Raw genomic sequence first — 19564 nt, forward strand, 5'->3', positions numbered from 1 at the left:
CAAGATCACATGATCGCGCTGGATTCGCTGGTCAACAAAATGCTCAATCCGTTCGAACGCATGTTCGGCACCACCTTGCTCGGCGCCCAAACCATCCAAAACATCCGCTCCCTACCCTCCGCCCCAGCAGGTCTGTAGACAGGGCCCTTTGAACACGAGTTACGCTGTCTGATTGCGTCCCAAATTCACGGTGATTCTTGATTTTATTCAAAAACCATTTGCCTGCAGATTGAAGTAAGATAAAATTCTGTGGGACAATCTACGCGGAGGTCGAAATGAAATACTTGCTCATGTGTGTCAGTTCTGCCGCACTGGCAATGGGAGGCATGTTGTCGACCGCCGCGGCACAACAACCCTTTTCGAATACTCAATCCTCGCCAACTGTCAGCCCGTATTTGAATTTAACGACTCGCCAGGGTGGTGGCGGAAACGTTCCTGGCGCCTACCAAACGCTGGTTCAGCCATTTATTCAGCAACAACAAACCAATCTTCAACAACAGCAACAACTTCAAAGCTTGCAAAAGCAACAGCAAACAAGCTTGACGGGGCCTGAACGCCGGGGCATTTCCAGCGAAATCCGCGGCACCGGCCATGTAACTACCTATATGGACTATCTGCACTACTACGCAAGGCCCGCAAGCGGCACCCCGCAAGCGCCACGCCAGTAGCAATCGATTGTTTTCTCGGACCCGCCCCGGAAACGTCCGAAAACGGCTCGTTGCTCTCATCCTCAGCCCATCCCACGCAGAATCTGCCGCCGGCGAATCTCCGACCAAACAACGGCTTTGCAGGCCGATTTTTGGAAGCGCGGCCCCGCGCATCGAGCCCGGTTGTTTCAGTCCGGCAATTCGGCCGTGTAAAATCAAGTTGCCTGTGACCTTATTTTTACTGGCGTTTTCGGCGCAGATGTGAAATAATGAGTTGGGCAGGCAGCTTTCCCCATCCGGGCCTGAAAGAAGAGGAACGGCGTATGAAACTGCGCAAATTCGATGTTCTCTCCCTGCATGCAGGGCACATCTTAGGGAACGTCAAAAAACAGAACCGGCCCGCCTTCACGCTCGTGGAATTGCTGGTGGTAATCACCATTATCGGCATGTTGGCGGCGCTATTGTTCCCGGCCGTAAACAGTGCGCGCGAGGCGGCACACCGTGTGACGTGCATGAACAATCAGCGGAATTTCGCGCTCGCCATGCACGAACACAACTTTTTCCACACAGATGACGGCTATTTTCCGGGCTATCGACAGATTTTGAAAGTGACCGATGCCACCACGGGAAATACTACAGATCTGGCCGTGGTCAACTGGCAAGTCATCCTCATGCAGCACATGCGGCCCGATGTTTATCAGGCCATCACCACCGGCGCGATGGGCCAATCGACGAGCGCCACTCCGCAATTGCCGTATTGGGATATTTCTGTTTGCCCCAGCGACAGTACCATTCAAGGGCATACCAGCCCTTGGACCAGTTATGTGGCGAATACAGGCTTGATCGATTCCCCAGCTCCTAACTCATCCGGTACGTACACGGTCAACATTGGTGGAAACCCTCTGCCCACTTGGACTCCGCCTCCATTTCCCATCGAATCGACCGCCAATGGCATTTTCCAAGATGCTGTTTTAGGAGCGACGGTTACAGTCATCGCCGGCACGCCGCCGAGCGTGACAGTAGTTCAACCGAAAGTGAAAGTGGACTTCAGAGATTCGCGGTCAACAACGCTGATGTTTACAGAAAATCTCGACGCTCATTTTTACACCGCTTACGATTCAACCAATAACACGATTCCCTTGCTTACCGTACCCACTACCGCGGGAACTGTCACAGCGGCGCAACAAGGCCAGTGGTTATCGTACTTGAATCAGCAACAATATGGCGATTGCTGGGAGCGCGGCGCCGGATTTATCTGGTGGGATACCTCCACTGCTAACTCGGCGAATCCGCCAAGCTATCCAACTAACACGGCGCCTCCTTATGTTGTGGCCGGAATCAATGGCGCCAAGGGAGATTACGATCCGGGCAGCCTCGGCTGGCCTGCCAATCCATCCGACGCCTTAACGGCGCCTGTTAATCCTCCGACAGTGCCGACCGTGAACAGCAACTACGCAGCGCGGCCGTCGAGCAATCATCCCGGTGGAGTGGTAGTCGTTTTCGCAGATGCCAGCACAAGATTTCTGCGCGAAGATATTGATTACCCGACTTATTGCATGTTAATGACACCTGACGGCATGAAGGCCACCACTTGGTCACACACCGTGGCCGGCGTCAGTTGGCAATCGTTTTATCCGCTGCAAGACGGTTCGTACTAAGGGGCAACCGTTGACGTTTGCATGCGCAACTGCTGCACATGCGCGGCATTGTGAAAGAAGGCCGCGTGCTGCGGGTCAAATTGTTCTCCCTCCGTCAGCAACGTTTCCGCCTCGGCAAAACGGTGGGCATCGCACAAAGCCAGTGCCCAGTTGTTGATGGCCGCCAACAAATTTTCTCGCGCCAGCAAATTCTCTGAATCCAACAGCAGTGCCTTGCGATTGACCGCCACGGCCTCTGCAAAGCGCCGTTCGTTGAACGCATCAATACCACGGTTGTAGTAAATCATGGCCACTAGTCCGCAAGGCGAAACAGCACGGGCCGTGCCAATTGCCTGCAAGTCGGCGATGTATTTCCGCACTGCCGCTTGCCACACCGGGCAGGTCGCTTCCACTTCGTACTGCTGGCCGCCGCAATCGACAACGGCCCGGACGTGCCCGGGCAGCTCGATCGCTTGCGCGGGAATGTTTAACTCCGCCGCCAGAGCGACAAATAGCAGCGTGGCGCTGGCACAGTTGTACACGCCGGTTTGCAAGGTCGTGGCCAAATTCGTGGCATTGGCGTTGTACCCACCCTGAAGCAATCGCTCGTGCAAAACATGGTGAATTATTTCAATCCGCAAGAGCGGACTTTCAGCATGCATCGCCAAGGCAGCCGCTTCATCGCACGCTGCAAAAAACTGCTGGCGATAACGATTCATTCCTGCTGCATCTTCCACGCCGCTGGCAATTAAAGCCGCATCCACGAGCGATAACCGGTGCAGCCCCCCATCCGCGCAATCCAGGAACAATTCGCGTTCGACCAAAGAAAAGTCCAGGGCATTCGTCAGTGGATTTCCAGGCGCCATCCCAATGGCCGGACGTTCGGCCGGAAAGCGGCCATCGGAAGCACGCGCAACCCACGGCGCAGCTGTCAAAAGCACAAATGCCGCGGTGAATGCCAAACGAGCCTGCATGGCCTAAGCAATTCTCAGGGAGCCGGTGGTGACGCTTATACCGACGGTGCCCAGCGCGCAAGCTTACGCGCCGGTTATGCAAAGCTAGGTTGCAAAATGGCAACGTGCTGCAAAACGGCAACTTTTTTTGCCGCCATAACCGGAATAAAGCTAAATAGCCCGACTGTGTCAGTCGGGCGGGCGTGGGCTGCCCGTCATTTCGCCGAGTCCAGGCGCTTAATCAAAGTCACTTGCCGCCCATCTGCCGCGTATTGCACGTCGTCCATGAAAGTGCGCATCAACAGCAAGCCACGACCGCTTTCCCGCTCCAAATTGGCCGGATCGGTCGGGTCGGGCACGTCGGCCGGATTAAAGCCCCGGCCTTCGTCGCGAATGACAAAACTCGCCTCTTTCGGACTAACCGACACCTGAAAATGAATTCGCCGATCGCGATACGGGGCCTGCTTCCGGCGCTGCTCGATCAAATTTCCATTGCCGTTGCTGATCATGCCGCTGCGGGCTTCGCGAAGTTGATCGGCCGACAATTCCAGGTTGCCATGATACAAAGCGTTCAAGAGCGCCTCTTCCAGGGCAATCCCCACGCGAATGCGGCCGGTTTCATCGCACAATTTCATGCGCGTGACCAGCCGTTGGCAATGATCGACCAGCGGATACACCAACGCGGTGTCATTATCCAAGACAAAATCGTTAGCGGTGCGGTGCAGGCATTCTCCGAGCCGCTCGTTGTGCCGATCGGCTTTGGAAACCGCCAACACCGATTCCAGCACCTCGGGCAATTCCTGCGCCAGCTTGGGCTTGGGCACGTAGCTAGATGCGCCGCGGGCCAGCGCTTGCACGGCAATATCTTCGCTGCCGTGGGCCGTCATCAAAATGACCGGCACCAAGGGGAATCGGCTGCGCACGGCCCCCACCAATTCCAAGCCGTCCATTTTTGGCATTTGCAAATCGGTCAGCACGGCATCAGGCGGCGAATTTTGAATTTTCTCCAGCGCCTCGGCGCCGTTGGTCGCATATTCGACTTTCAAGCCTGAACATTTTTCCAAAATGCCGCCGGCTAAGCGCCGGTCAACCGGCGAATCGTCGACAACCAGTACCGTAGGCATGGTACACCCCGGGTCACGATGACGAGATGAGCGGTTCCAAACCAACAGTGTGGGGCAAAACCGCGCCGCGGTCAACTAGCCGAATAATGGGATTAGTGTGCATCTCGTATTTTTGTAGCATCTTCAACATAGCCGGAAGGCCACGCCTTCCGGACCCGGATGCTATGAGCATCCTGCTACCACGAATCGCTCAATCGCTGGGGCTAAAACACAGCTTACCGCACTTAGCACGGCTGCTTGGCAAATTCCGCCAATGCCGGGGTTAGTTGATCCAGCTCGGCCTGGAGCCGGGGCCAGAGAATAATTGCCCCCTGCAGATTTTGCCCCCGCGCCAAATCTTCCACTTGCTGGGCCAACTGCTGCGCACTTCCGGCCGCCAAGTGCCCCAGGGCTCCTTTCAAGGTATGTGCCGCTCGCCGCAGACCGGGTAAATCGCCGGCGTCAATTGCGGTTCCAATTTCACCGCGTAACTTCGGACACTCTTCCCGGAAGATATCGATCAGTTCACCTAAAAGCTGCCGATTGCCGTCCAGCGATTCCAGCGCCTGCCGCCAATTGATGCCGTTGTTGCTGCTGCCGGGCGAACCGTTGCCGGCCGGCGTCTCCGGCAACTTTTCTTCCGACGGCGGCGGCCCGCCGGCCGTGGCTGAAACGACCGAATGAATCACGCGCATTAGTTCCTTGGAACGAATGGGCTTGGTCACGTAGGCATCCATGCCCGACGACAGGCAGCGATCGCGGTCTCCCTTCATCGCATGGGCCGTAAGAGCCACAATCGGCACGTGCCCTCCCGCCGATTGTTCGTATTCTCGAATGGCACGCGTGGCTTCCAAACCGTCCATCTCGGGCATTTGCACATCCATTAACACTAAGTTGAACGGCTGCTTTTTGAAAATTGCAATGGCTTGCCGGCCATTGGAAGCGACGGTCACACGGTGGCCCCCTTTTTCCAGCATCGCCATGGCCACACGTTGATTTACCGGGCTATCTTCCGCCAGCAGCACATGGAGCGACCGCTGGGGAAGGGCGGCTTCGTGCGGCATGGCCTCCGCATGCGTTTCATGTTCTACCAGCGGCCCCAGCGCCGCCATCATGGCATCGAGCAGTTCGGAAGGCTTAATAGGCTTGGCCAAATAGGCTTGAATTCCCAAGCGCCGGCAGCGTTCCGAATCGTCCGGTCGGCGCATCGCGCTGAGCATCATAATGGTAGTGGCGCGCAGGTTGGTGTCGCTGCCGATTTGCTCGGCCAGCCAAAAGCCATCATGGCCGGGCATGGCGGCATCGACCAACACGAGCTGAAACGGCCGGCCCGCGGCAATTCCGCCACGCAATTCCGCCACGGCGGCATCGGCACTGGCCACGCTGGTGGCAGCGATGCCCCAGCTATGCATAATTTCGTTAAGAATTCCGCGATGCGTGGCGTTATCGTCGACAATTAGCACTCGCAAATCGCGCAATTCCTGCCAGGGCTGATCGTGGGGTTCGTCGTCGAGAACTTCCGCCGGCAGTCCAAACCGGGCCGTGAAGTGGAACGTGCTGCCGGCGCCTGCCGTGCTTTCCAACCACAATCGGCCCCCCAGCAGCTCGACAATTTTGCTGGAAATGGTTAGGCCCAACCCGGTGCCGCCGTAACGGCGCGTGGTGGAAGAATCTGCCTGCTCGAATGCCTCGAACACCAATCGCTGCTTTTCTTCCGGAATGCCAATGCCCGTATCGACAATGCTGAATTGAAGCACGACTTGCCGACCAAATAGGGCCGCCGCGCGCTGCTGCGTGAGAATGGCAAACCCGCCGCTTTCGGTAGACGAACGATTACCCCCGCCGTCTGCGAAGGCGCTGCCCGCCGTTGTGGCCGCTGTGTGCGGAGCGGCCGAAGAAAGCTGTTGGCCGGGCGCCGCGGCGGCACTGATCGTCGGAGCGCCAGATTCTTTGAACGTTTGCACTCGCAGCACTACTTCTCCACGGTCGGTGAATTTGATGGCGTTGCCGACCAGGTTGATGATGATTTGCCGCAGCCGTGCCGGATCGCCCACCACCACTTCCGGCACATCGGGCTGCATGCGCCAGGCCAGCTCCAGCCCTTTTTTGTCGGCCCGCAGCGCGAGCAACTTCAAGGCGTCCCCCAGCACTTCGCCTAGTTCGAAGGGAATGAACTCCAAGTCCAGCTTGCCGGCTTCCACTTTCGACAAATCGAGCACGTCGTTGATGAGGCTCAGCAGCGAATCGGCCGATTCGTTGACCATCATCACGTATTCGCGCTGGTCGCTGGTGAGGGGCATATCCAGCAGCAGTTCCGACATGCCGATAATGCCGTTCATGGGCGTGCGAATTTCGTGGCTCATGTTGGCCACAAATACGCTTTTGGCGCGATTCGCCGCTTCGGCCGCATCTTTCGCCTGCTGCGTAGCTTTTTCCGCCAACACACGATCGGTTACGTCCCACGACATGCCTTGCGTGCCGACGGCATCACCTTGTGCGTTGAGCACCGGCGCCTTGAAGACTTGAATGTACCGCTTTTTGCCGTCGCTGCCTTGAAATTCCTCAATGGCCTCGAACACCTGCTTGGAATCGACCACCCGGTGATCGTCGCGCTGGTATTTGGCCGCCAAATGCGGCGGCGAGAAATCAAAATCGTTCTTGCCGACAATTTCCTCCAGCGGTCGGCCGTGGCTGCGGCACAGGTTTCGATTGGCGAAGGTGAATCGCCCTTGCAAATCTTTGCTCCAAGTGCGCAGCGGCAAATTTTCGACCAGGGAATAGAAACGCGCTTCCGCATCGCGCAAAGCCTGTTCGGCGTTTTTCTGGGCCGTAATGTCAGTCGACACGCCTCCCACTGCATAGGGCTGCCCTTGCGGATCGAGTAGCGCAAATTTGTTGGAAATATAAGTGTGCAAGCCATCGTCATGCTGCACGGGCTCTTCCACCTCAACCGGCAGTCCGGTTGCTAAAACCCGTTGATCGTTTTCGCGGTAGGCATTGGCATCGTTTGATGGAAACAATTCCTGGTCGCTCTTGCCCAGTACTTCCTGCCGCGACTTTTTGAACAACTGTTCGAAACGCCGGTTCACCAGCACGTACCGCCCGAGCGGATCCTTCATGTACACCACGTTGGAAGTGTTGTCCAAAATTGCCTGCAGTCGCTGCTCGCTTTCTCGTAGCGACACCGTCACGCGCCGCGCCAACGCAATGGCCGCCGCCCGGCGTGCGCCCCCCGACCACAAAATGCCAGACATCAAGATGCTCAGCATCACCCCGCCCCACAACACGACTTGCGGCGTGAGATGGTCTATCTCCGCGTTTTCAAACTCCGGCAGCGAATAAAACGAAAAATCCCAAGTTCGATCGCGCTGGGTAATCGGTGCACGGCGATGGAACAGCGCGGCGTTGGAAGCCTTTTCCGTTGCCGTTGCCGAAGCCGCATACGGATAAACCAACTTCCGCTCCCCTTTGGGATCAATCTCATAGGCCGATTCCACGCCCACCGATTGCAGTTCAATGGGGGAAACAACGTCGTTCAACGAACTATCGGAGGTGTCAGGGAGTTGCCGCAAAGCCCGAGCCAGCGATGGCGCAATCAAGTTCGTTTCCGCTAGAAAGGCTTGTTCGGCGCGCGCGTGAACAAGTTGCACGGCCCAAAAATACGCCCACACCGTGCCGGCCAATCCCAGAATCAATACCGCCAGCGGCACTCCGTAGCGCCACCATGTCGCCAACGGCGCCAATTCGCCGACCTCTCGGCTGACAACGCCTCCGGGCGAGGAGAGCCAGTCGTTATCTTTCATCGCGAGTTCCTTCCGCGGCGCACACGGTCATCTCGCGAGTTGGTCCCCTCGCTGGATGACGGAGAGCCACACTTTCCGCCTGTGGCCATGCTCGTTGCCCCACTTGTGTTCCGCTTGTATTTTCTGCTGAGAAGGGAGGCACTGCAACTACTTTCTTTCATACTTTCTTCCAAAAATAACGGCGCGACCTGGGCCCGATTTCCTTCGCGCTTTACTACTCGGGCGTGAATTGTCTCCGCTCGTACGGCAATCGGAAAGGGGATGGCATTACAAATCGACGTGTGCGATGCTTGGGGCCATAACGTCCTTTCGTTTTCTGGCTTCACTTCCCTTGGCAATCCATGGCCTGGCTCCAGCTTGAAGGTCACGACGATGTAGTAGCCCATTTCCGTGCTGCACTGGCGCAAGAACGGCTGGCCAGCACGTTTTTATTCGTCGGCCCGGAGGGAATCGGCAAGCGCTCGTTTGCCATGCGGCTGGCTCAAGCACTTTTGTGCGAAACCCGCGATGAACGTTTGCTCGATCCCTGTGGCCATTGCCCGGCCTGCGTGCAGGTTCTGGCCGGCACAAACCCAGATTTTCTATTCGTCTCTCGGCCGCCGGGGAAAAGTTTTATTCCGCTGGGATTGCTCAAAGGGGACGAGCCCGACTGGCCGGTCCACAATTCCCTGCTGTTCAATTTGGCCCTGCGGCCGTTCCGCGGAAGGCGGAAAGTGGCGGTCATTGACGACGCCGACTACTTGAACCAGGAAGGGGCCAATTGTCTACTGAAAACGCTCGAAGAACCGCCACCACACAGCGTCCTGATTTTGATCAGCACCAGCGCTGACCGGCAATTGCCGACCATCCGCTCCCGCGCACAACTCATTCGTTTTCAGCCGCTGCCGGAATCGCTGGTCGCCAGGTTGCTTGTGGAGCGGGGCGTAGCGACCGATGCCGACCAGGCTCGCCACCTGGCCGCGTTTAGTGGCGGCAGCCTGTCGCGCGCCGCGGAATTATCTGACCCGCAACTGTGGACCTTCCGCGCTGCGTTGCTCCAGAACCTGGCGGAATCACCGTTTCCGAGCACGGCCCTGGGGCAATCGCTGTTGAAGTTTGTGGACGAAGCCGGCAAAGAAGCGCCGCTCCGCAGAGTCCGGTTGCGTTGGGCCATTGGCTTTGCGGCCGAGTTCTTCCGGCAGCTCGTGCACGCTTTCGCTGGATTGCCGCCAGAGGGCGATGCCGAGCTCACCAAAAACGTGCAACGTGCTGTGCAATCGGCAACATGGAATCTCGAATCGGGCGCCGATGCTGCTCAGCGGTCTTTGGAAGCGTTGAATCATGTTGACCGCAACGCGAACCAGCACACGCTGGTGGAAGCCTGGCTCGACGATTTGTTGGTGCTAAGCCGACACGGCGCCCCGCGCCCCGAACTGGCTGCCAAGTCTCGCCGCTAACCCAGCGATTACGATGCGCGTGCTGGAGGCAGTTATTCGTCGCGCATTTCTCCATGCAGCGTCAGGACAATTTGCCGTCGTCCGCCGCGGTTACGATGCTCGCACAAATAAATTCCTTGCCACGTTCCCAGGCACAGTTTTCCGTTTTGCACCGGAACGCTTACCGAACTCCCCAATAGCGCCGCTTTCACGTGGGCTGGCATGTCGTCGGGCCCTTCCACAGTATGGCGATGCGGAAAATCTTCCGGCGCAAGTGCGTTCAACGAAGTTTCCAAATCCGCTGGCACGTCTGGATCGGCATTCTCGTTGATCGTCAGCGAGGCACTGGTGTGCTGCAAATATACGTGCAGCAAACCCACCCGAAATTCGCCAATTTCCGGCAGCGCTTCCAGAATTTGCGGAGTAATGAGATGAAAGCCGCGCGGCTTGGGCGGCAGCAAAATATTTCGCTGAAACCAGGACATTTTTTCTTCGTCGCCGCAAGTTGTTATCTGACCGTTAGGTTAGCAAAAATAGCGAGAATTTCCCGGCCTTTTGCGTACAAAAAACATTGTGCAAAAGCTTGACTTTTGTGTTTCAATCTTAATAATGGGATGTTTTGAGCATGGTGACAAGTCGGTTGCATCCGTCCTGCCTTTGAGGAACCCCGCGCGCCATATTTTACTGAGCCAGCGGATGCTTCGACGGGAATAATGTCTTATGTAAAGCTGGGTTCCATTCAATTTGCAAACAATCGGTCGGCACCGGCGATCGCTACATCAGCATCGCCCGAGCGTTTCGCGCCGAACCGCCACAACATTTTTTTTATTTGTGTAACCAGAGGTATTTGCAATGCGTAAGCATCGAAATGTGTTTGAAACAATTTTACAGTTTGGTCACGACGAAAACTTTGCCCCGGTGCGAACGGAAGATTTTGTTCCTACCGATGCACCCGCCGGTTCGCGCGCTAAAATCGACCAGATGGCGGAGCGCATTCAAATGGGTCTGCCCCTGTGGCACCCGGAAGATCGTGGCGATTACAGCGGCCTAACCGGCGCGATTCGTCCCCGCGAATAGTCCATCGCCCGCTGGCATTGCTCAGCAGGCAAAAATTGAACAGCCCCAGCGGCCCGGCGAGATTCGTCGGGCCGCTGCTATTTCAACTGGGGCAAATCGTCGCCAATTCCCGGCGGAAGTTCGGTTCGGCCGGGCGCTAGCCAACGCCGCAAACGCGAATCGGCTGGGTCAGAGGTCGCTGGACCAACAAACTCGAACGGGCTGGCCACCAGACCTTCCACCGGCAATGCTTCCTCCGGCAATGCTTCGCCGGCGCCGTTGTGCTGCCATAACACCGTCGGAATTGATTGGGCCACAAGCGAATCCTGACCGGACCAATCGAGCGTGGCCAGCGTTCCGCCGGCAGATTTCGGCCAAGCCGGCCCGTCAAAAATGACGAGCGCGCCCGATTCGTTCGGAGCCAGAACGCACGCCGTGGTGTTTAGCGCCACGGTTCCGCTGGCCTCCAGGGGATGCTCTGCGTGAAGCACAACCACCGCTACGGCTCCTCGCACCGTCACATGTTCCAGCGTAATGGCTGAGGAAACCTCCGCAGCCGGCGCATGGAGAAAGCGCACCAGCGCTCCCTTTCCCAAGTACAGCGTGTTGTGCATCTCGATGGATGCCGGCCCGCGCGTTTGGCAATCGACGCCGCAAGCCACTCCGCAGAGCACGCAATCTCGCAGTTGCAATCGTATTGCCGGCGGCAGTGCCGTGCTGCGTCCCAGCTTGTCGCTAATGCGAATGGCGGCGGGCAGCTCAAACGATCCCACCATTTGCGCTTGAAACGTACAACCTGCGAACTCGACATGCGCCGCTTGCAAATCGATGAGCGCATGCCGGTCGGGCGAAGTAATTTCTTCCGGCCGCTGGCGCCACACAAAGTCGACATTTTCAAACCGCACATGATCGGCCGTGAGCAAAAATCCATTGGGGGGCGTCGCAATGCAGGGCCGGCCTCCATCCTTGCCGCGCACAATGGCGCCGGGCGGCAAACGGAACGCGGTGGCCGAAGTTTCCGTGGTGCTTTTCAGTTCCACAATAGGCCTGGAAAGCGCATCTGCCGGCGGCTTTTCGCGATTGACAGCAGCGACGGAAGCATTGTCGACCGTTTCATAATTTACCGGACGAACTGCTTGATGCGGCCTGGAATCGTCCGCTGCTTGTGCGCGATGGGCTGCTTCATTCGCAATTTTTTGACGCAGCTCTGGCGTGCGATGCGCCTCTTGCGCCGCCACCGGAGTTTGCCGCCTGGAGGGCTCGTTTGCCGCCGGCCGTGCTCGCCACAGCGGCCAAGTGGCCGCAACCAATAACAGCGCGCAGCCCGCCGCCGCCAGCAATGGCTGGGCACTTTTTTTGACGGCGGTTTGGGCCTGCCGCAGCCATGGCGTTTGATCAGCATGAATGCCACTGTCGGCAATTTCCGCGGCCAGTTGACGGCGACCGACGGCAGTCGGTGCGCCCAGCAGCGTTTCTAAATCCGCAAAGGAGTGCGGCCGTGCCGCTGCATCGGTCTGCGTGCAGCGTTCAATGGCCATGGCAAGTGCGTCGCTGACTTCGGGCGCAATTTGCCGGATATTCGTAATCTTGGAACTGCCTGAACCGCCAGCCCGCGGCGGCCGCCCAGCTAACAACTGCCACCACAGGCAGCCGGCGGCGTACAGATCTTCGGCAATCGATGGTTCTTTCGCGCCGGCGGCGCCGCGCGCTCCGCAATAAGCAAGTTGAGCCTGGCCCGAGTTGGTCAGCCGTAGCGTCGCTGCCGAAATATCTCCGTGAGTAATGCCTGCGCGCTGCAGCGCTGCCAAGGCCGCCGTCATCTGCCGGGCAATTTCCAAGGCCGCGACCGGCGTCAATCGGCCATGCCACGAGAGCCACTGGTCAACTGCAAATCCGGTCAACAAATCGTACTGGGCCCACAAGGTTCCTGCGGCATGGCCAGCTGATTTCAGCAGCGTCACGCCGGGCACTGGAATTTCCGCCAATTGCTTTATGACCGTTTGCAGCTTGGCAGCGGCTTGAGCAGCCTGCGCCGCTTCCAACCCCCGAATGACGAACAACTGAACATGCGGGCGCGAATTTTTCTTTGCGCTTTCATCGCCGGTGGTACTGGCGGCCAAAAAGCATTCGGCGCCGTCCAGCCGCTGAATTCGGCGCTGCAGCACATACGGCCCGACGAGCAACTGTTCTCCCCGGCCGGCGTTGATTTCCGCCGACTGATACGGCGTGAGCAGCCGCGCCTGAGCCAGGGCGTCGATCCACACCGAATCGAACAGCGGCAGATCACGCGCCAAGTGCCGCGCGCGCCCGTGCATCGCCTGCACTTGTTCCGGCGTGGCCAAGTGCAACCGTGCTAGCAAATCGGTAAGTGCCGCCGACGGTTTTTCGCGCATCGTGCGGTTGCTAGCAAAATGCCCGCCGCCGAGCAAGAGCGAATGCTCAACCCGGCCGATAGCGTTTCAAGTCGGACACGACGTCAAAATGCGGATCCGTCGTATAAACTGCTGCCTTCAGGCGTTGAGCAACCGCCGCCACCAGCAGGTCGGTAAGTGGCAGCTTATTTTCGCCGGCTGCAAGACGCCGCCCCAGCGAGGCCGCCGCTTGCCAATCGTCTCAGTTCAGTTCCACAAAGTGCGCCATCCGTAACTTGGACGATACCCATTGCGCATCTTCTTCACGACGAAATCCAATTAACACTTCGCTGAGAATCGGACCCACCAAAGCAATGCGATCCGTATCAATCAATTCGTCTACAGCCTTTTTTTCTCGTGAACTGGGCTTATTGAAAAACGATGCCCAAATGCACGTGTCGACCAGCACCCAGTCGTCCATGGGTCCTCACTGACCGTGGCTTGGATATTGCTGTTCTGTGAGTTCACGTGCTTCAAGCTGCTCGGACGCATCATCAAACTCAACCTTGCCGCTGGCTGCCTTCAATTCGCGCAATTGGCTGATCCGCACAAATTCGCGCGCTGCCTTAACCACCGCCTCGGCGTCGTTGCCGATTCGGGTGAGTTCTCGGATCATCGCTAGCTCTTGGCCCGACAATTCAACCGTGATGCTCATAGCAAATATCCTCGTAGGTACTAATTTGCTCCAGCAGGAGTGTCTCGGCGGTAGCCTGGTAGCACAAAAATCATGTCAATGCGTGCAAAGTCCGTGGTCGACCAACTAATCTACCATAATTATCCGCTACAGCGTTACACGAAATCAAGTAAAGCCTCGAGCCTAAACATTATCGCCTCCGGTGGCAGAGTGCCCCGGCTTGGCTTCTTCGCCATCGCTCGATCCGGCTGGCCGCGACGATGATTTTCCACCCCAGCGCCAATCGCGAATTTCGGGCATATCGTCACCCACGCGGCGGATGTATTCCTGGTGATCCAACAGCTTGTCGCGGATCGCTTGCTTGGCGTAGGCCGCTTTTGCGCCTAATTGTGGCAAACGATCGATCACGTCTTCCACCAAGTGCAGCCGGTCCAAATCGTTCCGCACGCACATGTCGAAGGGCGTGGTGGTGGTTCCCTCTTCCTTGTAGCCGCGCACGTGGAAGTTATCGTGATTGGTGCGCTTGTACGTCAAACGGTGAATCAGCCACGGATAACCGTGAAACGCAAAGATGACTGGCTTGTTCTTGGTGAACAACACGTCAAATTCCGGATCGGTCAGGCCGTGCGGATGCTCGCGATCCGATTGCAGCCGCATCAAATCGACCACGTTAATCACGCGCACTTTCAGCTCCGGCAAATGCTGGCGCAGCATTTCCACGGCCGCCAGCGTTTCCAAGGTCGGCACGTCGCCGCAGCAGGCCATCACCACGTCGGGCTCCACACCATTGTCGCTGGAGGCCCATTCCCAAATGCTGATGCCCGCTGTGCAATGCTTCACCGCCTCCTCCATTGTCAGCCACACCGGGGCCGGCTGTTTGCCCGCCACGACCAGATTCACATAGTTGCGGCTGCGCAGGCAATGATCGGTCACACTGAGCAGGCAATTGGCGTCTGGCGGCAAATATACGCGAATAATCTCGGCCTTTTTGTTCACCACGTGGTCGATAAAGCCCGGGTCCTGGTGCGAAAACCCGTTGTGATCTTGCCGCCAAACGTGGGAACTGAGCAAATAATTGAGCGAGGCAATGGGCCGCCGCCACGGAATTTCGCGCGTTACTTTCAGCCATTTGGCATGCTGGTTAAACATCGAATCAATGATGTGAATGAAGGCTTCATAACACGAAAAAAATCCGTGCCTGCCGGTCAGCAAATATCCTTCCAACCAGCCTTGGCACTGATGCTCCGAAAGCACCTCCATGACCCGGCCGTCGGGCGCTAAATGATCGTCGTACGAATACGTTTCCGCCTCCCACGCCCGATTGGTCACGTCGAGCACATCCTGCCAGCGGTTGGAATTGTTTTCGTCCGGGCTGAACAAGCGAAAGTTGCGTCGATCCAGATTCTTTTTCATCACGTCGCGCAAAAACTTACCCATCTCGCGAGTGGCTTCGGCATCGGTAGCGCCCGGCGAAGGCACGTCGACGGCGTAATCACGAAAGTCGGGCAGCTTCAAATCGTGCAACAATAATCCGCCGTTGGCATGCGGATTGGCGCTCATCCGGCGGTCGTCTTGAGGCGGCAAGGCAAGCAATTCCGCGATCAGCTTGCCCGAGGAATCGAACAATTCCTCCGGCCGATAGCTTTTCATCCAATCTTCCAGGATTTTCACGTGCCCCGGCTTGGCCATGTTGGCCATCGGCACTTGGTGCGAGCGCCAATAATCTTCCGTTTTTTGCCCGTCGACTTCCTTTGGCCCGGTCCAGCCCTTGGGTGTGCGTAGCACAATCATCGGCCAGCGTGGGCGGCCGGCGGCGCCCTTCTGCCGGGCGGCCGTTTGAATTTGCTTGATATCGGCCAGCACTTTGTCGAGCGTGGCGGCCAGTAGTTGATGCACCGGTTCCGGATCGTGTCCGACCACAAAGTGCGGCTCGTAGCCGTAACCGCGCAGCAGTTGCTCCAACTCCGCCTGAGGAATTCGCGCCAGCACCGTGGGATTGGCAATTTTGTAGCCGTTCAAGTGCAAAATCGGCAGCACGGCGCCATCGCTGGCCGGATTCAAAAACTTGTTGCCGTGCCAGCCGGTGGCTAGCGCGCCGGTTTCCGCTTCGCCATCGCCGACAATGCAGGCCACGATTAAATCGGGGTTATCGAACGCCGCCCCATAAGCGTGCGACAAGGAGTAACCCAACTCGCCTCCTTCGTGAATCGAGCCCGGCGTTTCCGGCGCTACGTGGCTGGGAATGCCGCCCGGAAACGAAAATTGCTTGAACAAACGCTTGAGGCCCGCTTCATCCTGTCCAATGTCGGAATATACCTCGCTGTAAGTGCCTTCCAAGTAGGCATTGGCCACCGCCGCCGGGCCGCCGTGCCCCGGGCCAATGATGTAAATCATGTTCAAGTTGTCGCGCTTGATCACGCGGTTCAAATGCACATACAGAAAATTCAAACCCGGCGTGGTGCCCCAATGCCCGAGCAACCGCGGCTTAATGTGCGTCAGCTCCAACGGTTGCTTGAGCAGCGGATTGTCGAGCAAATAAATTTGCCCGACCGAAAGATAATTTGCCGCCCGCCAGTAAGCGTGCATTTTGCGCAGCTCGTCGGCCGAGAGAGCGTTGGCGGTATTCATCTCCGCTTTACTGGGCTGCTTGGCGGTTGCGGAAGTTGCCATGGCTTGGTTCTCCTTAAAGCCTGGAAGGATTCTCGCGCGGCAAGAGAGTCGTCAAAATTTGAGATTAGCAATCTGAATCGTAGTGCGCGCAATCACGATTTCCTCATCCGTGGGAATTACTCGCACGGTCGCTGGACTGTTATTGGCCGAGATCACTGGGCCGTCTGCGGCATTTCCGGCTGCATCTAAATTCACACCAAGGTGGCCCAAGTGGCTGCAAATTTGGGACCGCACATCCGCCGCATGCTCGCCGATGCCGCCGCTGAACACCAGCGTGTTCAATCCGCCCAGGGCGGCAGCCAGCGCGCCAATCCATTTTCGCGCCTGATAGCAAAAGATGTCAACCGCCAGGGCCGCCCGAGTGTCTTTCGAGCGTTTCTCTAACAATTCTTTCATATCGGAACTGCTTTCGGAAATGCCCAGCAGTCCCGATTTGCGGTTCACTAAGTCGTCAATTTGATCGGCAGTCATTTTTTCTTGTCGCATCAAGTACACCAGGAGTCCCGGATCCAAATCACCCGTGCGCGTGGCCATGACCAAACCCGCCGTGGGCGTAAAGCTCATGGTGGTATCAATGCATTTTCCCTGGTAAACCGCGGCCATGCTCGCCCCGGCGCCAAGATGCGCCAAAATAATCCGTCCTTGAGCGGCTGTTGCTCCCGCCTGGCGCGCCAATTCGTCCATTAAATATGAATACGACAGGCCATGAAATCCGTAGCGATGCACTCCCTCGGCTTCGTATTTGCGCGGAATCGGCAACCGCTTGGCCACCGCAGGCAAGTCGCGATGAAACGCCGTGTCGAAGCACGCCACCTGCGACACTTGCGGAAAGGACTTGCCCAGCGCTTCAATCAGCGCAATTTCTCCCGGCAAGTGGTCGGGATCAATGGGCGAAACCCGCTTGAGTTCCGCCAACATTTCCGGCGTGATCAGCGCATGCTCCAAATACTTCGGCCCGCCATGCACAATCCGGTGGCCAATGGCCGCGATGTCTTGAGCGCCGAGTTGCTGTTGCTTGATCCAATCCAACACGCCTTGCGCCGCATCAAGAGAATTCTGACTCTTGAACGAGCCGCTCGATTTGCGCGCAAGTTGCAATCCTGCCGCGTCAAATAGCGCCACTTTCACACTCGACGATCCACCGTTAACGGTCAGAATGAAACCATCCATGGCCTACCTATAAACTCGCTAATAAGCGCTCGTATTCCGCATGCGTTCCAATGAAGAACCACACCATCGAATCATCCTTTCGCACACCGACCGCACGATAGGAGTCAGTAATCCGCACCGACCACAGCGGAAGAATTGTATGAAGCCGCTTAAATTGCAGTCCAGGATGAGCCGGATCAGCCTGAAATCGTCGGTACGCTGCTTGGGCACGTCGCTGAATGTCCGCAGGCAACTTGGCGAAAGCCTGACGAAACGACGGATGCAGGCGAGAGTTCACAGTTTTTCGGGGTTAAGCGGCTCACATTCACCACGACGATCAGCTTCCAACAAGTCCTTGACAAATCCCTGGAGCTTCGCGGAATGCGATTCTGTAGATCGCATCCAACGCTCATCCTCTTCAATTTCATGGAGCATCAGGCGCGCAATCATGTCTTGCCGTTCTTCCGGCATCTGCTGCAATCGCTCAATCGCCTGTTTTAGCGCATCCGTCATGTAAAAATTATACCATCTTCAACGGTTTCTGAAAGAAATGTTACACCTTCCCCGGATTTCTATACAGCACTTCCGCCAGCAGTTCTTTTGAACCCTTGAAGCTGCTGCGTTCAAAATGCCACTGGGCGTGCGTCGGCACAAATTCTTCCTTCAGCGGCCAAGGGTCCAGCGGATCATAACCCAGCGCGTCGGCCAGCTTGTTCGAATTGAGTGAAACGTTGCCGGCCCGCGGCGGAATGGGCCCGGCCATTTTGCGTGGGCAGCCCATCAGCAATTTGGGATCATACCCTCCCACGCGGTTGATGATTTGGGCAATGTTGTACAAACTCAGCCGCCGCGGTGCGCCGGCGTGGTACAGCCCGGTCAACTCACTGGCCAGCACTGCTTCGCACATTTCGTTCAAGCAATCGGTATAGGTCGGCGTGCGAATTTCGTCGAAGTACAGTGTGGCGGGCCGGTCTTTTTTGAAGCGCGATTGAATCCAATCGATCGCCCCGGCATGGCCATTGAAGCTGACGCCCATCGGCAGCGAAATGCGCAAAATGCACGCGGAGAACGGCTGGCTGTTGGCGGCTGGCGGCTGGCTGTCCAAACCATTCGCCAAATTGCCTTCCGCCTTCTGCCCGCCACCTTCTTCTTTCCGCCTGCCATCTGCCGCCTGCCGCCCGCTGTCTGCCGCTTTCAAAATCATTTCTTCCGCCGCCACCATGGTTTTGCCGTACACGGTGACCGGATCGGTCCGATCGGTTTCTACATGCCCGCCGCAGCCGGCGCCGGAGAAGACCAAATCGATCGACAGATGCACAAACCGCACTTGCCGCTGGACGCAAATTTCCAGCAGGCTTCGCACGCCGTCAACGTTGATCCGCCACGCCATGGCTGGATCGAGCTCACAACTTTTCAGCGCGCAATTTCCCGCGCAATTCAGCACCGCCGAAAATTGATACTGCTCAAACAGCCGCTCCAGCGTTGGCCGATCTTCAGCATTGCATTCTTCAATGCCCGACCCAGCGAGCCGCCAGTTATCGCGCTGCCGAATGCCGATCACCTGTCCCGGATAGCGCGCTTGCAAATACGGCAGCACATTGTACCCGGCCACGCCGGAAATGCCGGTCACCAACAGCGGCAGCGGCGGCTCAACAGCAAAAGTGGCTCGGCGAAGCATATTGAAAATGGGCCGTTGACAAAAAATAGTAGCAATGAGTTTAGCCGCGACCCGCCAGGGGGAGCGCTTGCCTTAAATTAGGCGCCATGCTCACAACGAACATCGCGCCGAAAACACAAACCAAATGAACGATGCGGGGTAAGCCGCGGAATTTCGCATTCTAAAGATGACGAATAATCGCAACAACCCCGCCTTTTCCGCCGGTTTTCTCGCGATTCCTTGACGCTTCCCCGCACCGCTGATACACTCGCCAGTTCGTTTATGCAATACTTTCGAGCACTTCCTGTTGCCTGCAAGCAGGCGCGCTAAGGCCCGGCCATCTGCGAAGTGCAACGCGTGTTAAAATCGAAGTATCGACCCCGCTCGAATTCCGTCCCGCCAAAATAGAATCAAGGATTAAGCAATCAT

General features: G+C 57.3%; 15 protein-coding genes. 4 read left to right on the plus strand and 11 right to left on the minus strand.

Translation table 11 applies throughout. The features are described 5' to 3' along the window. The first annotated feature begins 275 nt into the window (after nucleotides 1-275). A complete protein-coding gene (locus VFE46_08845; GenBank protein HZZ28096.1) occupies nucleotides 276-668 on the plus strand; it encodes a hypothetical protein in 393 nt (130 codons plus the stop codon). A 302-nt stretch (nucleotides 669-970) separates the two neighbouring features. Next, entirely contained in the window at nucleotides 971-2305 is a 1335-nt protein-coding gene (locus tag VFE46_08850) for a DUF1559 domain-containing protein (GenBank protein HZZ28097.1), read from the plus strand. On the opposite strand, the gene VFE46_08855 is transcribed toward VFE46_08850, so the two are convergent. From VFE46_08855 to VFE46_08865, 3 genes are all read right to left on the minus strand, one after another. Further along, nucleotides 2302-3258 carry a hypothetical protein gene (locus VFE46_08855; protein HZZ28098.1) on the minus strand — a complete coding sequence of 319 codons (957 nt, stop codon included), beginning with the start codon at nucleotides 3256-3258 and terminating at the stop codon, nucleotides 2302-2304. The genes VFE46_08850 and VFE46_08855 overlap by 4 nt on opposite strands. Before the next feature lie 194 nt (nucleotides 3259-3452). Further along, complete coding sequence (locus VFE46_08860; protein ID HZZ28099.1) at nucleotides 3453-4361, minus strand: response regulator; 909 nt, start codon at nucleotides 4359-4361, stop codon at nucleotides 3453-3455. 224 nt (nucleotides 4362-4585) lie between these two features. Next, nucleotides 4586-8143 carry a response regulator gene (locus tag VFE46_08865; protein HZZ28100.1) on the minus strand — a complete coding sequence of 1186 codons (3558 nt, stop codon included), beginning with the start codon at nucleotides 8141-8143 and terminating at the stop codon, nucleotides 4586-4588. Between the two features lie 341 nt (nucleotides 8144-8484). Here VFE46_08865 and VFE46_08870 point away from each other — a divergent pair, with 341 nt between their 5' ends. Continuing rightward, complete coding sequence (locus tag VFE46_08870) at nucleotides 8485-9579, plus strand: DNA polymerase III subunit (GenBank protein ID HZZ28101.1); 1095 nt, start codon at nucleotides 8485-8487, stop codon at nucleotides 9577-9579. A 32-nt stretch (nucleotides 9580-9611) separates the two neighbouring features. Here VFE46_08870 and VFE46_08875 read toward each other — a convergent pair whose 3' ends face one another. Continuing rightward, complete coding sequence (locus VFE46_08875) at nucleotides 9612-10043, minus strand: secondary thiamine-phosphate synthase enzyme YjbQ (protein ID HZZ28102.1); 432 nt, start codon at nucleotides 10041-10043, stop codon at nucleotides 9612-9614. Nucleotides 10044-10410: 367 nt separating this feature from the next. On the opposite strand from VFE46_08875, the gene VFE46_08880 reads away from it, so the two are divergent. Next, nucleotides 10411-10635 carry a hypothetical protein gene (locus VFE46_08880; GenBank protein HZZ28103.1) on the plus strand — a complete coding sequence of 75 codons (225 nt, stop codon included), beginning with the start codon at nucleotides 10411-10413 and terminating at the stop codon, nucleotides 10633-10635. 77 nt (nucleotides 10636-10712) lie between these two features. Here VFE46_08880 and VFE46_08885 read toward each other — a convergent pair whose 3' ends face one another. The 7 genes from VFE46_08885 to VFE46_08915 all read right to left on the minus strand — a co-directional run bounded on the left by VFE46_08885 (nucleotide 10713) and on the right by VFE46_08915 (nucleotide 19156). Next, entirely contained in the window at nucleotides 10713-13007 is a 2295-nt protein-coding gene (locus VFE46_08885) for a hypothetical protein (protein ID HZZ28104.1), read from the minus strand. 220 nt (nucleotides 13008-13227) lie between these two features. Beyond that, nucleotides 13228-13446, minus strand: coding sequence for a hypothetical protein (locus VFE46_08890; protein HZZ28105.1), 219 nt, complete (start codon nucleotides 13444-13446; stop codon nucleotides 13228-13230). Nucleotides 13447-13452: 6 nt separating this feature from the next. Next, nucleotides 13453-13680, minus strand: coding sequence for a hypothetical protein (locus VFE46_08895; GenBank protein HZZ28106.1), 228 nt, complete (start codon nucleotides 13678-13680; stop codon nucleotides 13453-13455). Between the two features lie 162 nt (nucleotides 13681-13842). After that, on the minus strand, nucleotides 13843-16329 hold the full coding sequence (locus VFE46_08900) for a phosphoketolase family protein (protein HZZ28107.1): 2487 nt from the start codon (nucleotides 16327-16329) through the stop codon (nucleotides 13843-13845). Between the two features lie 51 nt (nucleotides 16330-16380). Next, the gene (locus tag VFE46_08905) at nucleotides 16381-17499 is read right to left on the minus strand and encodes an acetate/propionate family kinase (GenBank protein ID HZZ28108.1); all 1119 of its coding nucleotides are present in this window, start codon (nucleotides 17497-17499) and stop codon (nucleotides 16381-16383) included. Nucleotides 17500-17772: 273 nt separating this feature from the next. After that, a complete protein-coding gene (locus tag VFE46_08910; GenBank protein HZZ28109.1) occupies nucleotides 17773-17991 on the minus strand; it encodes a hypothetical protein in 219 nt (72 codons plus the stop codon). A gap of 40 nt (nucleotides 17992-18031) precedes the next feature. Next, entirely contained in the window at nucleotides 18032-19156 is a 1125-nt protein-coding gene (locus tag VFE46_08915) for a sugar nucleotide-binding protein (GenBank protein HZZ28110.1), read from the minus strand. Nucleotides 19157-19564 lie beyond the last annotated feature (408 nt).

The sequence above is a fragment of the Pirellulales bacterium genome (assembly GCA_035656635.1).
Classification (GTDB): domain Bacteria; phylum Planctomycetota; class Planctomycetia; order Pirellulales; family JADZDJ01; genus DATJYL01.

Excerpts from the sequence above, each read along its gene's own strand:
- VFE46_08915 (HZZ28110.1), bottom strand. The coding sequence starts at position 19,156 with ATGCTTCGCCGAGCCACTTTTGCTGTTGAGCCGCCGCTGCCGCTGTTG.
- VFE46_08865 (HZZ28100.1), bottom strand. The coding sequence starts at position 8,143 with ATGAAAGATAACGACTGGCTCTCCTCGCCCGGAGGCGTTGTCAGCCGA.
- VFE46_08875 (HZZ28102.1), bottom strand. The coding sequence starts at position 10,043 with ATGTCCTGGTTTCAGCGAAATATTTTGCTGCCGCCCAAGCCGCGCGGC.
- VFE46_08900 (HZZ28107.1), bottom strand. The coding sequence starts at position 16,329 with ATGGCAACTTCCGCAACCGCCAAGCAGCCCAGTAAAGCGGAGATGAAT.
- VFE46_08860 (HZZ28099.1), bottom strand. The coding sequence starts at position 4,361 with ATGCCTACGGTACTGGTTGTCGACGATTCGCCGGTTGACCGGCGCTTA.
- VFE46_08895 (HZZ28106.1), bottom strand. The coding sequence starts at position 13,680 with ATGAGCATCACGGTTGAATTGTCGGGCCAAGAGCTAGCGATGATCCGA.
- VFE46_08845 (HZZ28096.1), top strand. The coding sequence starts at position 276 with ATGAAATACTTGCTCATGTGTGTCAGTTCTGCCGCACTGGCAATGGGA.
- VFE46_08890 (HZZ28105.1), bottom strand. The coding sequence starts at position 13,446 with ATGGACGACTGGGTGCTGGTCGACACGTGCATTTGGGCATCGTTTTTC.
- VFE46_08880 (HZZ28103.1), top strand. The coding sequence starts at position 10,411 with ATGCGTAAGCATCGAAATGTGTTTGAAACAATTTTACAGTTTGGTCAC.
- VFE46_08910 (HZZ28109.1), bottom strand. The coding sequence starts at position 17,991 with ATGACGGATGCGCTAAAACAGGCGATTGAGCGATTGCAGCAGATGCCG.
- VFE46_08850 (HZZ28097.1), top strand. The coding sequence starts at position 971 with ATGAAACTGCGCAAATTCGATGTTCTCTCCCTGCATGCAGGGCACATC.
- VFE46_08905 (HZZ28108.1), bottom strand. The coding sequence starts at position 17,499 with ATGGATGGTTTCATTCTGACCGTTAACGGTGGATCGTCGAGTGTGAAA.
- VFE46_08885 (HZZ28104.1), bottom strand. The coding sequence starts at position 13,007 with ATGCGCGAAAAACCGTCGGCGGCACTTACCGATTTGCTAGCACGGTTG.
- VFE46_08855 (HZZ28098.1), bottom strand. The coding sequence starts at position 3,258 with ATGCAGGCTCGTTTGGCATTCACCGCGGCATTTGTGCTTTTGACAGCT.
- VFE46_08870 (HZZ28101.1), top strand. The coding sequence starts at position 8,485 with ATGGCCTGGCTCCAGCTTGAAGGTCACGACGATGTAGTAGCCCATTTC.